The 20,451-nt window shown below is 34.9% G+C and carries 19 protein-coding genes and 4 pseudogenes; 9 read left to right on the top strand and 14 right to left on the bottom strand.

Annotated elements, in window-relative coordinates; translation table 11 throughout:
• Positions 1 to 959 (top strand): hypothetical protein (locus CEF19_RS19865; RefSeq protein ID WP_198510332.1); only part of this gene is annotated, 959 nt, incomplete at its 5' end.
• A gap of 359 nt (positions 960 to 1,318) precedes the next feature.
• Here CEF19_RS19865 and CEF19_RS19860 read toward each other — a convergent pair.
• Positions 1,319 to 1,738 (bottom strand): nucleotidyltransferase domain-containing protein, encoded by a 420-nt coding sequence (locus CEF19_RS19860; protein WP_100407669.1) that lies wholly within the window; start codon positions 1,736 to 1,738, stop codon positions 1,319 to 1,321.
• Positions 1,739 to 2,165: 427 nt separating this feature from the next.
• Between CEF19_RS19860 and CEF19_RS19855 the strand changes: the two genes are divergently transcribed.
• Both CEF19_RS19855 and CEF19_RS19845 read left to right on the top strand, forming a co-directional pair.
• The gene (locus CEF19_RS19855) at positions 2,166 to 2,927 is read left to right on the top strand and encodes a ZinT family metal-binding protein (RefSeq protein WP_100404272.1); all 762 of its coding nucleotides are present in this window, start codon (positions 2,166 to 2,168) and stop codon (positions 2,925 to 2,927) included.
• 710 nt (positions 2,928 to 3,637) lie between these two features.
• On the top strand, positions 3,638 to 4,045 hold the full coding sequence (locus CEF19_RS19845) for a hypothetical protein (protein WP_227521887.1): 408 nt from the start codon (positions 3,638 to 3,640) through the stop codon (positions 4,043 to 4,045).
• 210 nt (positions 4,046 to 4,255) lie between these two features.
• Here CEF19_RS19845 and CEF19_RS24350 read toward each other — a convergent pair.
• The 10 genes and pseudogenes from CEF19_RS24350 to CEF19_RS19800 form a co-directional block, all read right to left on the bottom strand.
• Positions 4,256 to 4,423, bottom strand: a pseudogene (locus CEF19_RS24350) (hypothetical protein); the annotation flags it as partial.
• Between the two features lie 1,427 nt (positions 4,424 to 5,850).
• Positions 5,851 to 6,864: a DUF3231 family protein gene (locus tag CEF19_RS19840; RefSeq protein WP_100407668.1), complete on the bottom strand. Its 1,014-nt coding sequence runs from the start codon at positions 6,862 to 6,864 to the stop codon at positions 5,851 to 5,853.
• A 60-nt stretch (positions 6,865 to 6,924) separates the two neighbouring features.
• Positions 6,925 to 7,386, bottom strand: coding sequence for a MarR family winged helix-turn-helix transcriptional regulator (locus tag CEF19_RS19835; RefSeq protein ID WP_227522038.1), 462 nt, complete (start codon positions 7,384 to 7,386; stop codon positions 6,925 to 6,927).
• 381 nt (positions 7,387 to 7,767) lie between these two features.
• Positions 7,768 to 8,079, bottom strand: coding sequence for a hypothetical protein (locus tag CEF19_RS19830; RefSeq protein WP_100407667.1), 312 nt, complete (start codon positions 8,077 to 8,079; stop codon positions 7,768 to 7,770).
• 105 nt (positions 8,080 to 8,184) lie between these two features.
• Positions 8,185 to 8,304 (bottom strand): annotated as a pseudogene (locus tag CEF19_RS24345) (proline dehydrogenase family protein); the annotation flags it as partial.
• Between the two features lie 151 nt (positions 8,305 to 8,455).
• Positions 8,456 to 9,742: a M48 family metallopeptidase gene (locus CEF19_RS19825; protein WP_198510331.1), complete on the bottom strand. Its 1,287-nt coding sequence runs from the start codon at positions 9,740 to 9,742 to the stop codon at positions 8,456 to 8,458.
• A gap of 47 nt (positions 9,743 to 9,789) precedes the next feature.
• Entirely contained in the window at positions 9,790 to 10,194 is a 405-nt protein-coding gene (locus CEF19_RS19820) for an RDD family protein (protein WP_100407665.1), read from the bottom strand.
• Between the two features lie 687 nt (positions 10,195 to 10,881).
• Positions 10,882 to 11,736: a zf-HC2 domain-containing protein gene (locus CEF19_RS19810; protein ID WP_100407663.1), complete on the bottom strand. Its 855-nt coding sequence runs from the start codon at positions 11,734 to 11,736 to the stop codon at positions 10,882 to 10,884.
• Positions 11,726 to 12,208, bottom strand: a complete 483-nt coding sequence (locus CEF19_RS19805; RefSeq protein ID WP_100407662.1) for an RNA polymerase sigma factor — start codon at positions 12,206 to 12,208, stop codon at positions 11,726 to 11,728. The genes CEF19_RS19810 and CEF19_RS19805 overlap by 11 nt, the downstream gene beginning before the upstream one ends.
• Positions 12,209 to 12,838: 630 nt before the next feature.
• Positions 12,839 to 13,054 carry an N-acetyltransferase gene (locus tag CEF19_RS19800; protein ID WP_100407661.1) on the bottom strand — a complete coding sequence of 72 codons (216 nt, stop codon included), beginning with the start codon at positions 13,052 to 13,054 and terminating at the stop codon, positions 12,839 to 12,841.
• Between the two features lie 265 nt (positions 13,055 to 13,319).
• On the opposite strand from CEF19_RS19800, the gene CEF19_RS19795 reads away from it, so the two are divergent.
• The 4 genes and pseudogenes from CEF19_RS19795 to CEF19_RS23875 all read left to right on the top strand — a co-directional run.
• Positions 13,320 to 13,766, top strand: coding sequence for a hypothetical protein (locus tag CEF19_RS19795; protein ID WP_100407660.1), 447 nt, complete (start codon positions 13,320 to 13,322; stop codon positions 13,764 to 13,766).
• Position 13,767: 1 nt separating this feature from the next.
• Positions 13,768 to 13,992: a helix-turn-helix transcriptional regulator gene (locus CEF19_RS19790; protein ID WP_100407659.1), complete on the top strand. Its 225-nt coding sequence runs from the start codon at positions 13,768 to 13,770 to the stop codon at positions 13,990 to 13,992.
• Between the two features lie 82 nt (positions 13,993 to 14,074).
• Entirely contained in the window at positions 14,075 to 14,779 is a 705-nt protein-coding gene (locus CEF19_RS19785) for a DUF2306 domain-containing protein (RefSeq protein WP_100407658.1), read from the top strand.
• A 10-nt stretch (positions 14,780 to 14,789) separates the two neighbouring features.
• Positions 14,790 to 15,086: pseudogene (locus CEF19_RS23875) on the top strand (tyrosine-type recombinase/integrase); the annotation flags it as partial.
• A 176-nt stretch (positions 15,087 to 15,262) separates the two neighbouring features.
• On the opposite strand, the gene CEF19_RS19775 reads toward CEF19_RS23875, so the two are convergent.
• A complete protein-coding gene (locus CEF19_RS19775) occupies positions 15,263 to 15,493 on the bottom strand; it encodes a hypothetical protein (protein WP_100407657.1) in 231 nt (76 codons plus the stop codon).
• A 352-nt stretch (positions 15,494 to 15,845) separates the two neighbouring features.
• Between CEF19_RS19775 and CEF19_RS19770 the strand changes: the two genes are divergently transcribed.
• Together CEF19_RS19770 and CEF19_RS23315 are read left to right on the top strand one after the other, a co-directional pair.
• Positions 15,846 to 16,277: a DUF2383 domain-containing protein gene (locus tag CEF19_RS19770; protein WP_100407656.1), complete on the top strand. Its 432-nt coding sequence runs from the start codon at positions 15,846 to 15,848 to the stop codon at positions 16,275 to 16,277.
• Positions 16,278 to 17,050: 773 nt separating this feature from the next.
• Positions 17,051 to 17,179: pseudogene (locus CEF19_RS23315) on the top strand (IS110 family transposase); the annotation flags it as partial.
• Here the strand turns inward: CEF19_RS23315 and CEF19_RS19765 are convergent.
• Positions 17,165 to 18,685, bottom strand: coding sequence for a glycoside hydrolase family 32 protein (locus CEF19_RS19765; RefSeq protein ID WP_100407655.1), 1,521 nt, complete (start codon positions 18,683 to 18,685; stop codon positions 17,165 to 17,167). The pseudogene CEF19_RS23315 and the gene CEF19_RS19765 sit on opposite strands and share 15 nt — an antisense overlap.
• A 95-nt stretch (positions 18,686 to 18,780) precedes the next feature.
• Positions 18,781 to 20,448, bottom strand: coding sequence for a glycoside hydrolase family 13 protein (locus tag CEF19_RS19760; RefSeq protein WP_100407654.1), 1,668 nt, complete (start codon positions 20,446 to 20,448; stop codon positions 18,781 to 18,783).
• Between the last annotated feature and the right edge of the window lie 3 nt (positions 20,449 to 20,451).

Raw genomic sequence — 20,451 nt, 5'->3', positions numbered from 1 at the left:
CAGCTTTTTTAAATTTATCCGCTGCCACCATTTCACAAGATGTACTGAAGAACACGTTGTCTTCTTTTAGTAAAGAGATTCGAAATTCATTTATCACAACTGCATCCCTCAGAGGCTACTCATTAGCCCTGCTGTGGAGTCCGTTGGAGATTATGGTCGCAGTATCGCTATTTGCCACAGGGGTTGATTATGTAACCATCTTGCCATGGCTCGTTTTTATCGCGGTTGTTGCCTATCTATTAGATTCCGTTTTTGGACGCTTGTATTATAAAAAGTACACATTCGAAGATGTGGGAGTTGACCAACAGCCAAAAATCAATAAAAAGGAAATAACGAAAAAAATGATTCAGTTCGTCTTTGCACTTATCTTATTCCTGACACTTGTTGTATTGATTGGAAATCTGATTCATTTAAACTTTATTTTAACCGTTACCATTATTATTTTCCCATTTGCTTTCATTTGGTCGTTACTAATGAAAAGACGGAGAAGTTTTTGGACAATTGGATGGAATAATTGGAAAACAAAAACAAATACCATGCAGAATTTTATCGTATTGTTTATCGGGCTTTCCTTATTTTCTACTAGTTTAGGAGATACATCCTTTTTAGCGGTGATTCAAAAGCCACTATCTTTTGTATCGGATTATCCAATGCTCGTCTTATTTTTGATTCAAGCTATCTTTGTTTTACTTAGTATGTTCGGAGTTCACCCAATTGCGACAGTAGGAATATTAACAGGAATCATTACACCTTTGTTGGAAGTTATGAATCCTGTGAGTATCACACTTGTTCTCATAACTGGCTCTGTAGCAACATTCACAGTCGGTACGTACGGATTGCTCGTCACATTAACAGCCATGGGTACGGAGCAAAGCCCATACCGTATTACTATACAAAATATGCCTTTCGCAATCGGCTTGTGGATCGTCGGAACACTTGTTGCCTACCTTTTATTATAATAGAAGAGAAGGACAGGTTTCCTGCCCTTCCAATAATAGCAATAAAGATACCAAAATTATTCCAACTTTTTCAAAATACCCCCTTTTTTAATTAGACATTCATTTTAAAATAAAGTTTCAAATTCTTTGTTTAACTAACCAGCTTTTACTTCAACAAGCAAAGCTATAACCTTTTCTTGTACTATTCTGCGTCAATAGTTGAAGAATATCAGAAACAGGAGCAATCACATATGGCTGCTCCTGTTGTTCAAGTAATGCTCCCGATAGTTTAAGTACAATATTTCACAATCTTTCTTGTAGAAAAAGAAAAAAGGTGAACTTCATTTTGAAGCATAGCACTCTATAGTTGAAAAATTGGGCTACAATTTATTTAGAAACATTCTTACACTGTAGAATATATCTTCTTTTTCAGTTACGACCTTAAAGCCATTTTTAACCACATTCTTCGTTCCTTCATCAAGTGGCTCTTTAACCCACTGGTCTGTTACAACCCCGTATTCTACCTCTAAGCCATTACCATAGAAGATTCTTAGAGAGGTCAAAATCCCCCATTCTTCAAGTGTACTACTCTCAATATTATCGAAATTAAATTCGTTTTTAATAATATCTAAAGTAAGGTCTTTATTTGAAGAAATAATAGTTAAATCAACATCTGAATTTGAGTGAAAGTCACCTCTTGCAAATGAACCCACAACTGCCACACCTTTTATATGTGTTTGTTGCTCGGACCATTCCTTAAAATTTTCCAGAAGTAAATCTGCCTTCTTTTTAATTTCCAAAAGTTATCGCTCCTTGAAATCGTTTTAGAAATTTTTACAATTCTTCAACTATCCTGCCTCTTTAGTTTAACATTAATTTCCTTTTCATTGACATGGAAAAAGCATCCCTTGTTTAAGGAATGCACCGTTTGTTTAAGTACATATCTTCACAATCTGAGATCAAAACATATCCTCCTTTATATTCATGTCTACCTTCTTGTTTAACTCTTGTTCTGTCAGTTAGTCAGCCAATTACATAGTTTTTTGGACTATATAAAAATAATTCTTTTTCTATAAAATTTAAAATACACCTTGAATTTACATGAGAGTCTATTTTTCATCTTATAAAACTTTATAAAATTGGTGTAATTTTCATTGACAGTCTAATAAAGTAAATGCTATGATTCAATTCGTAATAATTTCGATTTAGAGGGAGTGTTTTGAAAAAATGAGTTCATTTACAAAATTATTAAGCGTACTTAGTATCAGTTTCTTGCTAGTGGCGTGTCAGACTTCAAATTCATCGGAAGAAGCTTCTAGTGCTAATGAATCGTCCGAAAATAGTGCAGCTGAAGCAGATGCCGAAAGCTCTTCTGAAGTCAAAGAGCAACAATCAGAAAATCATGAACATGAAAGTGAACACGATCATAGTCATGGCCATGATGAAGAAGCAGAACAAATTTATAACGGGTATTTTGAAGACAGTCAGGTAGAGGATCGTCCACTCTCCGATTGGGAAGGAGACTGGCAATCTGTCTATCCATTCCTGCAAGATGGTTCGCTTGACGAAGTATTTGCTTATAAAGAGGAAAATAAAGGTGATATGACAGCTGAAGAATATAAGGAGTATTATGATGTAGGGTATCAAACAGATGTTAACCGTATCGTAATTCAAGAGGATACAGTAACGTTCTTAAAAAACGGAGAAGAGATTTCTAGTGAATATATCTATGATGGGTACGAGATTTTAACATATGATGCGGGAAACAGAGGAGTGAGATACATATTTAAATTAGCGGAGGAATCTGAAGAAGCTCCTTCATATATTCAATTTAGTGATCATGGTATCTATCCGACTAAAGCTGATCACTACCACTTGTATTGGGGTGACGACCGTGAAGCATTATTAGATGAAGTCACAAACTGGCCTACCTACTATCCATCAGAAATGGATGGTCATGAAATCGCTCATGAGATGATGGCGCATTAAATATATATAGGTAGTTTCTGAAGATACTAACCTCGATAAAAAACCTCCTTGCTGAAAAAGGATTTAGAGTGTATAAAAACCAATTGTTTTTATACCGGGTTCCGTTTCCTATCGCAAAAACAGAAATTACAAACAAATATGCACCTTTATTTGCACCCAATTTTGTAACAAATTTAAATGGCTCAATTCATACGAACCGAGCCATTTTTTTATTTTTATTAACTGTTTTTTTGTTCAACTAACGCACCCTTTAGCTTAATAAAGACTAGCTTTCTTCCCATCTTAAAAATGCCCAAAATTGCAATTTCTCCATTTCTAACGGAAACCTATGATTTATATACTCTTCTTTACAGTATATATTACGGGTGAATATTCCTTTCCAAACTATATTTTTCCAATCCTGTTCTTGATGATATTCTTTTGTAAATACTTTTGCTTCAAAAAATAGAAATAAGCCAAAGAGTACAAAAAATATAGGACCGAAACAATGCCACACCTTTAATCATGACCGTCCTATACACACATACAATCGCTCTTTTACTAACAGAAATAAATTAAATTTTCCTATTGGAGGGATTGATTTTGATTCTGTCAAAAGCGTGGGAATGTTATGAAGCCGACAGGAGAAATCTAAATTTGCCTTACATATACGGTAACATAACCCAAGCTGGGAGAATATCATACTGGTGTAAAGAAAGGAGAGCTGTTAAGTGAACAACAACATCCAAATGAATCCTCATCAATTTCAGGGTGATTACCATCCTGACCAAATTAAAGGTCTATGTAAAAAGTATATGAACTACCATGTTATAGGACAACTGAGTGATGGATCACAGTTTGATGGTATTATCGATAGCATGGATGAAGAAGGTGTTACTATGTTAGTTCCCGAAGATGTTGATGCAGGACAAATGAATAGGCAATTTGGCTATGGAGATGATGATTACTACGATAATGATTATGATTACGATGATTACGGACGACCTCGCAGGAGAAGATTTCGTCGATTCCGCCGACGTCGTTTCCCATTTCGTTTTTTTAGAAGAATATTCCGTTACCCATATTACTACCCTCCTTATCCTTATTATCCCTGGTATGGATACGGTGGTGGATACTAGTTATAGCCCCTTTAAATAGTGATTTAAGGCAGCATAAATGCTGCCTTTTAAACTGAAGTAGCGCCAACAATAATGTAATCTTAAAAAGAATACTATAACTTCAATATTAAACTCCCTCTTTAACACAAAAGCGACTGCTCTTATTGAACAATCGCACCCGTTACTTTAAGTACATTCCTTCACAAACTTTTTGCAGAGAAAAAATTACCACTATTTCACAATGACCAAAATGTTATTATCTATATTTTCGCAACCATCAAGAATGTAATCAGTTCTCTCTGTTGTTTCGACCACTTCAATTGAGGTACAATTCGTAGTTTTTATGCTTCCTTCACCAAATTTATCTCTTCGTGTGTCCGTTGTTGATTTTATAATTTCACCATCGTATTGACTATTAGGGGATTATTCAAGAAAAGCCCTCGTTAGTTAAAGATTATCTATTTACATAAACAAAATCTCTTTTAATAATATTATCAGTTCTTTATCTGTTTTAACTTTCAGCCAAACTTGTTCCATTCAGAAATGCAAACGTTTTTTTATAATCGGATTATGTACCTATTACGACTTATTTAGGTGAACACCCACCACCTCTATACACTTTTATTGGATAAGGGTTGTCTTTGATGTATTTGTAATCATTTTTCAATTTATTTCTTTTTTTCCTTAAACTATTTAATTCCTGTTTTGTATAGGTTTCAGCCTCTTGAGATATCTCCCTAATCTGTAAGGTAAAAATTAGGCCATCCAATTCCTTACTTTTATGAAAATTTGAAACCAAGCTTCCGAGTTTTCTTGTTCTTTTTAGCGTTTCACTTTTAAATACAATATTTAAATAACCCTTTTTATTAAATGAAACCTCAATTTCTGAATTGATTATTAATAAATCATTTTCGTAATGTATTTTTTCTTTTATATCTTCGCTTACCTTGAGAGAACAAGTGTAATACAGACCATTTAACTTTTTTTGATTTTATACGGCTTTATTTGGATAGGATTATATTTAATTTCATTCCAATTAATTAAAGTTGTTATAGAACTTGCTCCAATATGAGTTGTCTCTGCATTGAAATTCATAGAATTTTTCACCACCAAAGATTCATTCATTGCCACTATAATTGTAAACTTATGCTTTACTCATATATCAGGTTGCTAACTACGACCAACAAATAATATTAAACTAATAGTCGTCGTGCTTTTTCCCCCTCGTATAACATTAAATTGTTTAAAAATAACCTTTTTCTTTTCAACTCTATTGCCATTTAGTTTAACATTAATTTCCTTTTTATTAAAATAGAAAAAGCATCCCTTGTTGAAGGAATGCTCCCGATAGTTTAAGTGCATTATTTCACAAAGTTAGCTCAGTTAGATAAGGTTTGCTGCGCATTATATTTGTATTGTGCAGCAAATGATTTTGTTTTATTATTTGTTATTCTTCGACATAAGCACCCCGGTTTGTTTAATTACATTTCTTCCAAAACAATTGATACAGCCAGTTATTTCAATAGTAATTCTTTTCCCATCAGTTATTTTGTCAACTGAAATTTATTCACCAGTGCGACCGCTAAAAATTAACCGACGGCGATTTTTACAGTGTAGCAATGTATAAAGACGGAAGAAAAATTCAAGAAGCTGTAGATAAATTTAATCAGCAAGTAGTGAAACCTCTTATTGATCACCAAAATGTGTAGAAATAAACATTCCCCATTAATATTCTTTTACTATACTTGAATTAGAAAGAAGCGATTACCATGAGCAATTCGCTTCAGTTACTTTAAAAAATTCATTCATAATATTCATAGTTGATTTCATCTTGATTTAGTTAGTTGCTGTCTGTCTTCTACTTGTGGAGGTTCCTCCATCCATCCTTTTTTAATCATTATTTCTCCACCTCTTTTTGCAAAAGTGTAAATTTTTGGTGTAAGAACTGCCATGGTTCTCGGTAGATCACTTCGCAAACTAAAAGCTCCTCCAAGTGCATTGCTACCAAGTCCGAAAGTGGTTAACAAATTGGTAATATACATCATGATCTTATCAGAAAATGGAGCAACAGTAGAATTGGTAGCTTTCCCAGCATGAGTAGCTGGTGGTTCTATATAATCCTCACGTAAATATTCACCTAATGTGGTTTCTATATCTTTTGATAATTTCATCCCTTTAACAAAATACTCTTTTACTTGATTATCTTGCGCTACTTGGGCAAACCCCATCATTAATTGCATTCCTGATAAGTTTGTCTCAATAGCATGATGGATCAGAGATAGTTCAATTGTATTTAACGAACGTGTTTCCTTTAATAAATTAAATCCTGATAAATAATTAATATTCTGAACAAAGGAAACTTCCTTTGGCATAGAAACATATGCCGGACGTGCAAGAACCCCTTTTTCTAAAAGAAGTTGGACACATTGATCATACACATCTTGTGAATTTGTTGTTAATTGCTTAAAAAAATTCCGTATGTCTTTACGATAGGCCATAGTTGAGTAGAGAGCAAAAAGACTAGTCTCTATTTTACTCATCATATGTAAAAACATTATTTCATACAGAAAATTGAATAACTTCGGAGCTCCTTTAATTACGTCGCTTTCGGTAAAACCAATAGGAATAGCTGCTCCTTCTTGTTCAAAAATATTTTTTATTTTTTCTACTGTTTGTGCTGAAGCATCGTAACTTAACATTATTATTTGTTGTATTTCTTTATCATCAGTATGTTCAAGAAAATGCTCTAAAAACCTCATTAACATCGTTTTATCCTGATGAGTCATCCATAAGTTTCCTAATTCCGATGATGTTATTGGTACATTGTTTGAATTAGTCATTAAATTATTCTCCCTTGTTTCATTTTTATATAGCTATTAAGAATAAGAAAGTGGTCGGTTCTATCTTGCCCTCCCTATATTAAAACTACTATCATAATCGTAGTCCTTCACTCTTGCATTTATCAAAAATTCCATAAAGTCATTTCCTTTATGAACATCTAAAATGCTTTGACCATAATCTAAAAATTTTGTTACCTCTTCCTTTGATAGATGCCTCGTATCTAAAGGAAATTGTTCCATATCTCTAACTGCATCCATTAACTTATCAAGTATTTCTTTTCCTTCAACTGTAATTGTTACTATTTTATATCTAGATTGTTCTTTATTTGTTGTTACATTTATAAAGCCTCTTTTTTGTAGTGGTTGTAGTAATCTTGTAACAGTAGAAGTATGCCAGCAACCTAATTCACTTATTTTTGAAGGGGTAAGTACATTCTTATTAGTAGCGAGTAAAAATAATATATGCTGTTGAGCAGATGATATATTAAATTTTCTTTCTAATTCGGCCCACTTCTTTTCCATGCAAAAATACAATGCTCAAACAATTAAAACAGTTTTTTGTTTAAGCAATATATTCACTATCCATCATCCTCACTGTAAGTACAATTGTAAATACAAGTAATATTATTTTACTCTTAAGAAAAAATATGCATAAAAAATAAGAGGAGAATAATATTCGCCTCTTATTAAACTCAACTACTCGTTTAAGTACATTCTTTCACAAAGTCACCCAAAATTGAAGACAATTGTTGCACAGTATGTAGTCTACTATGTATTAAGAAATGATACTTACTTCTTCTCAACTAACCTGCCACATTAGTTTAACATTAATTTCCATACGGTTGACATAAAAAAGCATCCCTTGTTGAAGGAATGCCCCCGTTAGTTGAAGAACTTTTGATTTTATTTGGTTCTTTTTCGATATGGATATAACACCGTATCAACCCAATTACGAAACAATTTATAGGCTTCTTTATCCGTTTTTTCATTACCTAAGAATAACCCCATGAAGTCATCATGATAATGTTCCTTATCACCATATAATGCTTTAAATTCGTTATCATCTTCAAAATCATCAAAAAATACATCCAATGTTTTATCTTGTCTTTCCCAAGCAATCGCCTCAATAAACGGGGTAAATTGGTCTTTATAATTGTCTATATGTAGGTGATTACCACTATAATTTTCATTATCAAAATATCTTATTTTAGTCATATTTCCCCTCCTAACGATATACCAAGTATTATTCCCGCCTCTGTTTAGTTTTCGAAACTAAATAAGTCTTATTCAATTATTCTGCTTGGTTAGCACAATAATCATTTTAGCTAATCGATGACATACATATAAATACCATTCAGAACCATAAGTTAAATAAACTCTAGTTCTATGACCGACCTTCTTGCTTAATTTCTTTAATAAATCTGGTCTAACGCCATCCAAGCATTTCAATTTCAATTTTTGGGGAACACTATATCGTTTGTTTGTGAGTTTTTGTAAAATCTCTTCCATCATGAGTTAATCAGTAAAATGAACACTTTTAAAAGGTTAAAGAAAAGAACACGGAACTTCCGTGTTCTTTTCCCACTTTTCATTATTGGTCATACGTTTGTAATAGTGTCATAAATTCAGTGAGACCCAATTCTGATGCTAAATCAATGGCTGTGTCTCCTTCTGCATCAGTTATATATGGATCTGCGCCAGCATCCAACAGTATTTTGACTGATTCTAAATCTTCCATCATTAGAGCTGAATTTAGTGGTATCCATCCAAATTCATCTTTGAGATTAGGATCAGCTCCATATTCAATTAATAGTTGAACAATGTCAGTGTTTTCAAAATCTATTGCAGTAATCAAAGGAGTTTCCCCATATTCGCTTAATTCGTTGGGATCGCTCCCTTCAATTAATAATCGCTCAACCTCTTCTTTTTCTCCGTTCATACTAGCTTCCATTAAAGGAGTGTAATCTGCAAACATAAATTCACTAAACCAGTAATCAAATTCCTCCATTGTTTTTACCGTAGCAAAGCCAATTCCTACGACTAGAGCTGGGAAAATTAAGAACAATACAATAATAACAATTACCATCTGTTTCATTCTTGATACAAGTGAAACACTAGGTTGTTCAAACATAAATTCTTCAATTGCGTGAATACGTTTTGGAATAGGAGGATGAGTAGAAAGTAATTCTGCTACTGTAATCAACAAACCTTTTTTTTCATTGTATTGATTTAAGTAAGCCTCAAGGTTTACTTCTTTAAACAAACGTCTTCCAGCTGCAAGAACCAACAAACCGTTTATTGCATTTTGTGGATGATCCGTATAATAAGCCGCCATCCGATCGCAAGTATATTCCGCCATCCTTAAGTAGCTTGTCCCAATAAATGGTATCCACATAGCAGGAATAACAAATAGGTTTTTAACAATATGGTTTCTTTTAAGATGAGAAAGTTCATGAGCAATAACATAATCAATGTCAAACTCATCTGAATCATATGCAATATCAACAAAATCAGAATATAATACGATCATGTTCTTTCCAAAATAACCAAGTACCTTTGTCGCGAATGCGTTTAACATCCCACCAGATTCAATAACATAAACTTCTGGAACCCGCCTCAATTCCATTTTCCTACTCAATTCTTCAACCTTATTGTAAAGTCCTGGGAATTGATTATCCCTTAATAACACACCGTTTATCTGAATGTGAGCCATCGAAAATATATGGGAGATTAAAGAGATAAGTGCCACCCCAAATAAGATAACGGCACCAATAATAGAAAAAAGAAAGCTAATTACAATTATGATACTAACCAAAATACACAAAGCGTATAAAAGATTTTCATGTTTGTGAACCAATAAGGGTTTAGTTTGATCCAATGGAATTCCTCCTAACACTTCACCCATTTTTAAAAGGATTAAAGAACTTATTCAGCCCTTATTACTATTGTTTTCGCTACATAATCGTGTAGTGCCCGTTTTGATTTTCCAGCAGCCATTAAAAAACCAACAAATAAAATTAAATATGATAGGAGTTTCCCCAATACCTCTCTAACAAACATTCTTCCCATTTTTACTCTCTCGCCATGTAAAGTTGCTACTCTTATTCCTAAAATTTTCTTCCCAATAGTTTGACCATTGTAAATGGTTTGAAACCAAACATAGTAAAGAATGGAGACAATTATACTTAGTATAAGAGGTAAACCTGTATTTGCTCCCTCTAAATTAAATCCACCACCAAATATGAAGGAAATGATCATTTGCAAAATACCTAAAAATATCCCATCTATAATCATCGCAACAGCACGTATCCAGAAACCAACTCTTTCCATTCTAAAACCTCCTTTAATTGCTATATTTCCCGCCAACGAAACCAATATGTAAATTCTATTTTAAAAAATGGGTATCTTAAGAATTAACCTAATAACTCAGTTCGTTAAAATGGATAAATTCATTTAAGGAGATTAATTGAATAAAACGGTTTCAAGTAAGTAATTCTCCACCTATAACGCAATAAGAGCTGCCGCATCGACAACTCTTTGTTCCACTCTAGCACCCGATAGTTTAACAAGTGAAATAATATAACTTATATAACTTCAAATATTATTGTAATAACTAAACTTTGAATAAGAAGGACCAACGTAAAACCCCAACTTATTATTTTACCTTCTTTTTTCATTATAAACGCTTGAGTTAAGTAATTAATTATAAACATAATGATGATTACAATTATCAATGAAAACCAAAAAGGAGATGTGTAAGTTATCGTCATTTTTCTTATTCCCCACTTTCAACTGAGTTTTTCTATATAGTAAACGTCACCCCATATTCTAATCGCACCAATTATTAATTTAATTGGTGCGTTGCAATAGTTCTTCTTATTAAACATCAGCACCCTTTAGTTAAAGCGGAGAATTTCACAATTTCTACTGTAATTTAACGTATTCGAGTTACAAAATATTAATAAAAAACAGAGTTAATTCTACGAATTTTGCAAGTTAACTCTGTTTTTATTTGAGTTAGTCTAATATGTTTTCCACTGGTTTTGTAATTCGTTTTTGAATTAGCCAGCCCCCTAAAATGAAAGCAGTAATAATGATAAATACAATCGGTAACTGAAAGACTGTCCAATTAGAAGGGGCATAATGTTTAATTTGATGTGCATTTTCAATCGTTTCAAGATAGGACTCCTGATATTCATATTGTACAATCCATTGATCATTGGCCATTGCTACAGTTCCTATATCATAATCATTCGGAATGATTGTCTCTATAATCTTTCCATTTTCTCCAATAATAAGTTCTGCTTGTGAATAATCAATTGGAAAGAAATTTTTAGGGCCTTCTTGTAAATATATAACATCATCTTCATCTATATTTTCAGTAGAGAATACAGCTAATTGCTCCAGTTGCCCGCTATATTCTTGGAAAATGGCTTGGAGTGCTATTTCATCTATAGTAACTGGTGTCGATAATACGGAGAATGTCTTTTCCATAATATCTTGCTTTTGCTGTTCAATTACTTGTGTCTTTTCTCGCTCATCATTAAGTTCGGACAACACGTTCAAAGAGTATATAAAAAATCCAATCGTTACGATGAGTGCAACCCAAAAGAAAATACTTAAAAATTTCGTGAAATTTTTCTGTGCATTGAAAAAATGAGCGATTTTTTGAAAAGGTTTTTTTTGTTCTATGCGAGCTGGGATTTCCGATTGCTCTTGAATATCAAATTCTACACGCATTTGATTCAGAAGCTCAGCACATTGTTCGCATGTGGCGATGTGTTGCTCTATAAATCTTGAACTTTCCTCACTGCATAGTTGATCTATATACGATGGTAATAAATCACGCACAATATAACATTCATTCTTCATTCATATTTCCTCGCTCTCTTAATTTTATTTTAGCTCGATAAAAGGTTACCCTTGCCCAATTTTCATTTTTAAAGTGTATTTCTCCAATTTCTTTAAAGGTTAAGCCGCCTAGTATACGAAGTAAAACAATTTCTTTATACGGTTCCTCTAATAAATGAATCATCCGATAAAGTTCAATTTTATTTTCACTTTCAATAAGGTTGTTTTCTACTGAAGGTAATTGGTTCAGTAGATGTGATGAGTGAGGTTGTTTGACTTGTTTATCCACGTACTTATAATATGTATACTTTGCAATTTGGCAAAGCCAAACTGACATCTTGCATTCGCCATTATAAGTGTTGATTGAACGAACAGCCTGATAAAAAGTCTCTTGTGTTAGTTCCTCTGCTATGTCTACATTACGACAAAGGACCATTATATATTTAAAGACTTGATCGGCATATTGTTCATAGACTTCCGTAAGCTCTCCCAATGTTCTACCTCCTTTCAACCTATATATCTAAAAAATAATCGTTTCGTTACAAACTTTTTATTATTTTTATCATTCGCTATATTTTAACATTTTTATATGCGACTATTAGAAATAGTAAAATCATTCTAAACGAGCCAGCAGAACAATAAAAAAACCGAAAAGTTGGTTTGTCCAACTTTTCGGTTTCCAATCTTTTTTGAAATTTCAGTTGTTTATAGAATTTCTATCAATTATTTTCAATTTTAATTATTCAATTCACAAATTCGAGAAAAGCTCCCTTTAGTTGACTAACAATTACTCGATTACTAATTTCATTTTCCTTCCACCCCTATCTACGAACCTGTTACCTTTATAAAACGAAAAAGATTCTATATAAAAAAGAAAAAATCCTTCTTCAATTACTCTTCCAAATAGTGGAATAAGGAAAGCGACGTTTCACTGTTCAAGCATCGCCCCCGTTAGCCATCCAGGAAGCGCAAAAATTTGCGCTTCACCACAGAGAATGAAAATGGTTTGGAACTGTTTATACTAATTATTAATCCAGTCAATGTAGTCCATAGCTTCATAAATTTGGCGGTCCCCCACTTTTTTTAAAACGAATGAGCTACATCTTCTTTAGTAGTCTTTTCTCTAATTCACAGAAGTTTTATTTTCATGGTAGTTCAATATAATCTCCATTTTTCTACTCTTTGTTGTCATCCCAATTGCCCTATAAAATTCAATGGCAGATGTATTTTCTTCGGATACTCCCAATTCAATACTATAATTCATTGCACCCATATCTAAAGTAAAATCTTCAGTTTCCATATATCCAATTCTTACAGAATCAACCGTTTTTGAATACACAAACTCTCATGAATAAGTAATGTGTAATAACACTGAATACAGCAACTCCTTAGTAAAGATAAGCGGTCTAATACTTTATTTTTCAGACTAATACTTTGAGGTCTTAAACCTCTAACCAGTTGCGTCCCCATGAAGGCTGGCACATAACTATTAGGCTGTGTCTGGCCTATTTATGTAATTTATACTTGACTTGGTGTATACTTTATTTTACATTATGTATATATAAATTTACTTTATGTAAAAAACAGTATACAGGAGGTAAAACATGACCTATCAAGAAAAGAAGAGCATCGTATCACTGATCAGCACAATCATTATTTTTGGAGCTTATAGTGCATACATGTATCCGCAGTATCCCGATGATTTGCAGGATTCAACGGAAACTTTTCGTTTTTGGGGTTCCTTCGTTCTCATCTTGACGTTGGTTTCCATTGTTGCGCATATCGTGAACAGCATTGTTTTCAACATCATCTTCCGAATAACGACGGGAGAAAAGGAACCATCCTTTGCAGATGAAATGGATAAAATTATTGAACTGAGATCATTTCGAAATTCCTTCTTTGTGTTTGTTCTTGGTTTTCTTCTTGCCATGGGATCGCTGGTGATCGAACAGCCGTTACAGGTGATGTTCGTGACCCTGATAATTTTCGGATTTATCTCAGATGTGACCGGTTCTGTCACAAAACTTTATCACTATCGGAAAGGAGTTTAATATGAGCAAAAATCTTGTCGGCAATCATATCAGAAAATTACGCTTCAACCATGATGAAATGACGCAGCTGCAATTGGCTGACAAGGCCGGCGTAACAAGACAAACCATTGTGGCTTTAGAAAAGGGGAATTACTCCCCATCTCTAGAACTAGCTTTTCGTATTGCTAACGCCTTTAACTTACCTTTGGAAGAGGTATTCTTTTATGGGGACAACACAAAGAAGTAAGAACTAAAATTTTCTTTGTTTTGTTTGGAATGTACGTTGAAACGCATACAGTACTGCGTAAATCCGTTTAAGGAGCTGTATTATGAAAACGAATGTCTACGATGAAAATCAATCCCCCGATGTTCCGCAACATAATGAGAAACCTGAGCATCAGAAAACCCAAGAACCGGCAAAAGCGGTTTCGTCAAAGTGGCTCATCGCCGCACTACTCGTGTTGAGTGCCGTTCCGATCGTCGCAGGGGCCTTGCGTATAACCGAGCTGGTGGGCGGCGCGGAAATCACTCCGGACAACGCGCGGTTCTTTGCATCGCCCTTGCCGGTGGTGTTGCATATCTTGACGGTTAGTGTATATGCCATTCTGGGTGCATTCCAGTTCTCGAACGGTTTCCGGCGGCGCCGACCCGGATGGCATCGTGCAGCCGGACGCTTCCTGGTCTTATGCGGACTGTTGGCCGGGCTTACAGGGCTGTGGATGACTCTGTTCTATCCCTGGGCGGATGGCACCGGTGAGTTGCTTTATGTATTGCGGCTCCTGTTTGGTTCCGCCATGGTAGTGTCCATCCTCCTCGGCTTTGCCGCAATTCTGCGAGGGGACGTGATCCGGCACCGGGCATGGATGATTAGAGGCTATGCGATCGGGCTTGGTGCTGGTACCCAGGTTCTGACCCATTTGGCCGGGGTATTGATCATTGGCCCACCTAGTGAACTCAGCGGAGCTCTATTAATGGGTACGGGTTGGGTGATTAACCTTATCGTAGCCGAATGGGCTATCCGCAAGCGGTCGTAATGATGTATCCATCGAGTCATTATCTAACAATCAACTAAAGGAATATTTAACTGAATCAAGCGAACACTTAAAACCTTCCAGCTTAGCTCACCGTATCCGTTTTTTGCACTCCTTGTTTCGATGGTCACATAAAGAGGGACATATTCCTTCAAACCCAGCTTCTAAGATTAAGGCGCCAAAGGTCGAGAAACGAATCCCAAAGTTTCTAACAGAAAGAGAAATCGAACATCTCAGGGAAGCTTGTAAAGTGCCCATGGAGAAAGCACTGTTTGAGTTTATGTTTTCAACTGGATTCCATATTGGTGAATGGAGCACCTAACGATGTCATACAGAGTTTACTTGCCATGAAAAAACGGAGACCACACGCATTTATGTTAGCTAAGTAGCCGACTCAGACAAGAGCTTTATAGAAAATATTTTTAATTACGTCAAAAAGAGCAGCACTTTAGTTGGTACCGACCCCCGAAAGTTAGAGTAGAAAATCTAACTTTCGGGGGTGTTTTTATGGCTATATATAGTGAAAAATTTAAAATAAAGCTTGTCACTGAGTATATTAAAGAAATGCACCTGCTGTTGAATATCCTTTCTATTGAATATTATCGTTGTACTATGTAGCAAATGACTTTGTTTTGATAATTTTAAGTCAATAATCATTTGGTCTTCTTGTGCAGCTAAACGATAGTCCGTTCCAATGCTATACGTTACTAGTTTCAAATTTTCTCCTCCACTTTCGAATTAGTTAACTATTTCTTATGGCATAACTGAATTGTAAACGCTATCATATAACTTAAAAAAGAACCCATATTTTACTTTGAAAGGGGCTATTTTTGAGGTGAAGGGAGAAGAACAGGGACGGTTTGGAATCAGTGAAAGATCGGAACTTTTGATTCAAAGAACTAAATATAGAGATGGTAAGTCTAAAAAGGTACTATCTGTTCCATCTGGGAATTTATTTCGTAAATGAAATAATACTTTTTCACCAGTCTGAGACGGTTCCACTCCTTGAAGGATTGATTTGAATAATTAAAAACTAAAATCATGATAATAAGAAAAAGGATGTGAGTTTATGAAAAGCGACGAAATTGTTATTGAAGAATTAAATACTTTATTAAGAGGGACATACATGGGGATACGTGCTCTAGACCACCATATTCAAAAGCTAGATAATACTGAATTAAAACAAAAGTTTCAATCTATGCAACAGGAGGTTAAACAGAATGCTCAAAAACTGGCTCAACGAATCCAAGATTTAGAGGGCGTTCCTGCTAATAGTGAAGGCATATCTGGAAGAATGCACAGCTTTATGCATAATCTGATGCTTTCTGAAAATACAAAGGATATTATTGAAGATGCTTTAAAAGGGGTAGATAATTATGGTATTCATTACTCAGAGGAGGTAGCCAAGGGAGACTTAGACCTAGAAAGTAAAAGAATTGTCGAGGACGTTATTAATAGTAATCGTAGACATGCTGAAGAGTTAAGACAATTACTCCAGTAACTTATGCAGTTGTTACTTTGTTTATCTAATCTGCCTCTCAGTAAAATCCCATCTCCAAGAGTATGCATAAGTAACATTTTCTTAAGCCATAACAACATTACTGTTAAAACTACCTCCACTAATCTTTTGGTAGTTAGTTTAATTCGGCTATTGTTTTATTATGTATTCCTTCTTAAAGTAATGTGCATCTTTCGTTTAACATTAACTTTCCATTTATCAACATAGAAAAAGCATTCCATCTTGAAGGAATGCTCCCAATTAGCTTAATAAAAAAATTATTAATTGAGGAACTTATTCTCTTTTTAGAATTAGACTCTCTTCATAATCTTCCCATTCACCAATAATGAACGTTATTTCTTCTTTCTCATCTAAATATTTACATCCATAGCACTCCATTCTCTCACTGTGAAATACATTTGAATTTAACATAAATAACTAATTTCTATCGGTATTTCTTATTGTATTATCGTGCTCCGTTAGTAAAAAAAAGCGTTCCTACCTGTGCCAGAAACGCACCCGTTCGTATTATAAGGTCAGCCAGATAAGAAAATATTTCTGGTTGACCTTTTTTAATATGGTCTTATTATAACGGTAGCCGGGGTAACACGTAACTGCCCGTGGGACGTGATCCCGTCAGCTAAACAGTTTGCCTCCTACTTATAGAAACATGATTGAGGCTGGTTGGGACGTAGATCTCGTATAACAAGCGAAGCTGTGATACTGCAAGAAGGACTAGGGGTACCGGTTAATTTATCTTTTGGAGGGGATATCGAATGAATCCAGTCATTGGTCTGGATGTATCAAAAGGAGAGAGTCAGATTCAGGCTTTTTTAGACAAGGGAAAACCATACCGTAAGAGCTCTAAAGTATCTCATACTCTTGAAGGACTAGATTATCTTGTCTCTAACTAAGTCATTAGACAATTCTGAAAAAACTCCTTTTAACCCCCACTTTTTTAGTGTGACTAATTTAATTTCCTTATCTGCAAAAAAATAAATCTCATTTGCTTCAACGCTAGGGTAGACACGACCAGTTAGCACCTTTTCGCCCCCTTGTACGAATACTTCTACAGATGAATTATCAATAAATAAATGTAGATGCAACAAGTTATCTTGTAATGAAACAGGCGCTTTACGAATTCCCCCTGGGCCCTCACCTGAACGTCTTCGATCAAAAGTAAGAATCTCATCTGCAACATTATAAGAAAACAATGTTTCTTCATTCTGCTGTTGATTTACTCCTAGTTTTAGACCGAAACTCGAAGCTTCCTTCGCATCGATAGTCACTTCCATTTCAAGACAATGCCCTGAAACACCTTCTAACTTCACTTCTCCTTTTATTAAAACATTTTGAAAGGAGACTTCCTTTTTACGTAAAGCTTTTAATTCAGGGACGGGTTCCGTTAAAAGTTTACCATTATTCATTGTTAGTAATCTTGGTAATGTCATTGCCCCAGCCCAACCATATTTTTGCTCAGGCATTTCACTTTCCCACATAGCCATCCAGGCAATCATAATTCGTCGCCCTTTATCATCGATAGTTGTTTGCGGAGCATAAAAGTCAAAACCATAGTCTAACAATTCAAATTCCCCATGGTTTAAAACCCCAATTTCATAATCCAATGTACCAACTACGTAACAAGCCTGGTGCAAATTATGATATAAATCTCCTTCTGGCTTTACACCCTGAGGCGACATAATTAACACGTCATTTCCGTTCAAATGAAAAATATCTGGACATTCCCACATGTATCCAAAATTCCCTTCACCTTTAGCTACTACATTTAGAAACTCCCAATCTATTAAATTTACAGAACGATAAAGGAGAACTTGTCCCTTTTCATCATTTGTCTTCGAACCTAATACGCAAAAATTAAATTCTCCATTTTTCCACACTTTTGGATCACGCCAATGATTCGGATGAATATCACCTGCAGGAGCATCGGTCATAATTGGGTTTTCTGTTAATTTATTAAAGGATATTCCATCTTCACTAACAGCAAGACACTGTACTTGCTTTAGATCAGTATCATGATTGTCACCGGTCCATTTATTTCCGGTATACATCAAGTAAAGTTTTCCGTCCCTTTCGATGGCACTGCCGGAAAAACAACCGTCCACATCATAATCCTCACTTGGGGCCAAGGCGATTGGCAAGTGCTCCCAATGAGCCAAATCTTTACTTTTGGCATGTCCCCAATACATCGGTCCCCACTCTGGAGAATACGGATTATGTTGATAGAATAAATGGTATTCCCCATTAAAATAGATAAATCCGTTCGGGTCATTCATCCAATTTGCTTGTGGAGCCATATGATAGGCTAAACGCCAATGATTTTTTTCTACTTCTGTTTTTTTCTTATAAACCTCTTTGTTTGCTTTATCTATATTTTGCCGATGTCTAACCATCCGCTCACTCCTTCCTTCGTCTCAAGAAACTTCTTATCTTTTACCTCACAATTAAAAAAAGTATGATTTTATCTAAATGAAGACGTATTTATCTTTTAATCTAACTCATAAACCATACATTCATATGGTCTAACTGTAACAATTTCATTCAGCAATGGTGTATCATCGTAGTTTCCTAGTACAATTTTCTTTGACCTTTTCTCAAGGTTTAAATGTACCTCCTTATTTGAAAAATTGGTAATCACAAGTAGTTTTTGATCATTTAAGCTCCGTGAATAGGCATAAACGTCCAAGTGGTCATTGAGATGCTCCTCATATACGCCGTATTTCAACAATTCACTATAGGTCGAGTCTTTCCTTATTTGAATAAGCATTTGATAAAAATAAAACAATGAATTTTTATCCTCTAAAGCTTTCTCCACATTGATTTGTTTATAGTTTTCATTTACTTGTAACCAAGGCTCTTTATTTGAAAACCCACCATTTATCTCTTCACTCCACTGCATCGGAGTTCTAGAATTATCTCGACTTCTTCGATGGACAACTTCCAGCGCTTCTTCTTTAGACAAACCAGCTTCTAACGCAACATTATACTGATCGATGGAAGAGATATCATTATATGAATCAATTGTTTCATATTCAATGTTCGTCATACCTATTTCTTGACCTTGATAAATATAAGGCATTCCTTTTAAGAAAAAGAAGGTAGTGGCAAGCATCTTAGCTGAACGGTTGTTGATATCTTCTTTAGGGATAAAACGATTTAATGACCGTGGTTGATCATGATTTTCTAAATACAACGCAGTCCAGCCATTCTCTTTGATTGCTTCTTGGTTTTTCGTTAGGGCATGTTTGAAATCTAGAAGTGTCCAATCCTTTTTTGCGTACCATTGTCCACTTTCATCCATATCCATATCCACATGATCAAAACGAATCAGCATATCAAAATATCCATCATCGCCACTGTATTCTGATAATTGGTCGAGCTCTACTCCAGGTGCCTCTGCTACCGTAAAAATGTTATATTTTGCAAAAGATTCTGCTTTGAGCTCTGCCAGAAATTTACCGACACCTGGATAATTAGGTTTCACAACCCTTAAACCATCTTGACCATCAGCAATTACAGGCTTGAATTTTTCTGGTTTTTTAATAAATGTTATGGCATCGACACGGAATCCACCAATCCCCTTGTCTAGCCACCAACGAATCATTCGGTAAAGCTCTTCACGAAGATCTTGGTTTTCCCAGTTTAAATCTGGTTGTTTTTTTGAAAAGGAATGGAAAAAATATTGCTCCGTTCCTTTATCATACTCCCAACAAGAGCCTCCAAAAATCGAACGGAGATTATTTGGTGGAGTTCCATCTTCATTTTGATCACGCCAAATATACCAGTCTCGCTTAGAGTTTGTCCGACTGCTTTTAGACTCCATAAACCAAGAATGCTCATCCGAAGAGTGATTAATTACTAAGTCCATGATGATCTTGATCCCCCGAGCATTTGCCTCGTCGATTAATTGGTCCATCTCTTCCATTGTTCCAAATTCCTTCGCGATATCCTCGTAATCAGAGATGTCATAGCCATTATCATCCATTGGTGATTCATAAACAGGACTTAGCCAGATAACATTAATCCCTAGTTCCTTTAAATAATCAAGTTTCTCGATGATACCATTTAAATCGCCAATCCCATCGTTGTTAGAATCCTTAAAACTCCTCGGATAGACCTGGTAAACTACAGAGTTATGCCACCATTTTTCTTGCATATT

This window comes from Bacillus solitudinis, assembly GCF_002797395.1.
GTDB classification, from domain to species: Bacteria; Bacillota; Bacilli; order Bacillales; family Bacillaceae_D; genus Halalkalibacter_A; species Halalkalibacter_A solitudinis.
Note: the sequence above shows the minus strand (reverse complement) of the source record. Positions and strands in the feature narration are given on the sequence as shown.

Excerpts from the sequence above, each read along its gene's own strand:
- CEF19_RS19840 (WP_100407668.1), bottom strand. The coding sequence starts at position 6,864 with ATGACTAATTCAAACAATGTACCAATAACATCATCGGAATTAGGAAAC.
- CEF19_RS19770 (WP_100407656.1), top strand. The coding sequence starts at position 15,846 with ATGAAAAGCGACGAAATTGTTATTGAAGAATTAAATACTTTATTAAGA.
- CEF19_RS19855 (WP_100404272.1), top strand. The coding sequence starts at position 2,166 with ATGAGTTCATTTACAAAATTATTAAGCGTACTTAGTATCAGTTTCTTG.
- CEF19_RS19760 (WP_100407654.1), bottom strand. The coding sequence starts at position 20,448 with ATGCAAGAAAAATGGTGGCATAACTCTGTAGTTTACCAGGTCTATCCG.
- CEF19_RS19790 (WP_100407659.1), top strand. The coding sequence starts at position 13,768 with ATGAGCAAAAATCTTGTCGGCAATCATATCAGAAAATTACGCTTCAAC.
- CEF19_RS19795 (WP_100407660.1), top strand. The coding sequence starts at position 13,320 with ATGACCTATCAAGAAAAGAAGAGCATCGTATCACTGATCAGCACAATC.
- CEF19_RS19810 (WP_100407663.1), bottom strand. The coding sequence starts at position 11,736 with ATGAAGAATGAATGTTATATTGTGCGTGATTTATTACCATCGTATATA.
- CEF19_RS19830 (WP_100407667.1), bottom strand. The coding sequence starts at position 8,079 with ATGACTAAAATAAGATATTTTGATAATGAAAATTATAGTGGTAATCAC.
- CEF19_RS19835 (WP_227522038.1), bottom strand. The coding sequence starts at position 7,386 with ATGGAAAAGAAGTGGGCCGAATTAGAAAGAAAATTTAATATATCATCT.
- CEF19_RS19785 (WP_100407658.1), top strand. The coding sequence starts at position 14,075 with ATGAAAACGAATGTCTACGATGAAAATCAATCCCCCGATGTTCCGCAA.
- CEF19_RS19820 (WP_100407665.1), bottom strand. The coding sequence starts at position 10,194 with ATGGAAAGAGTTGGTTTCTGGATACGTGCTGTTGCGATGATTATAGAT.
- CEF19_RS19765 (WP_100407655.1), bottom strand. The coding sequence starts at position 18,685 with ATGGTTAGACATCGGCAAAATATAGATAAAGCAAACAAAGAGGTTTAT.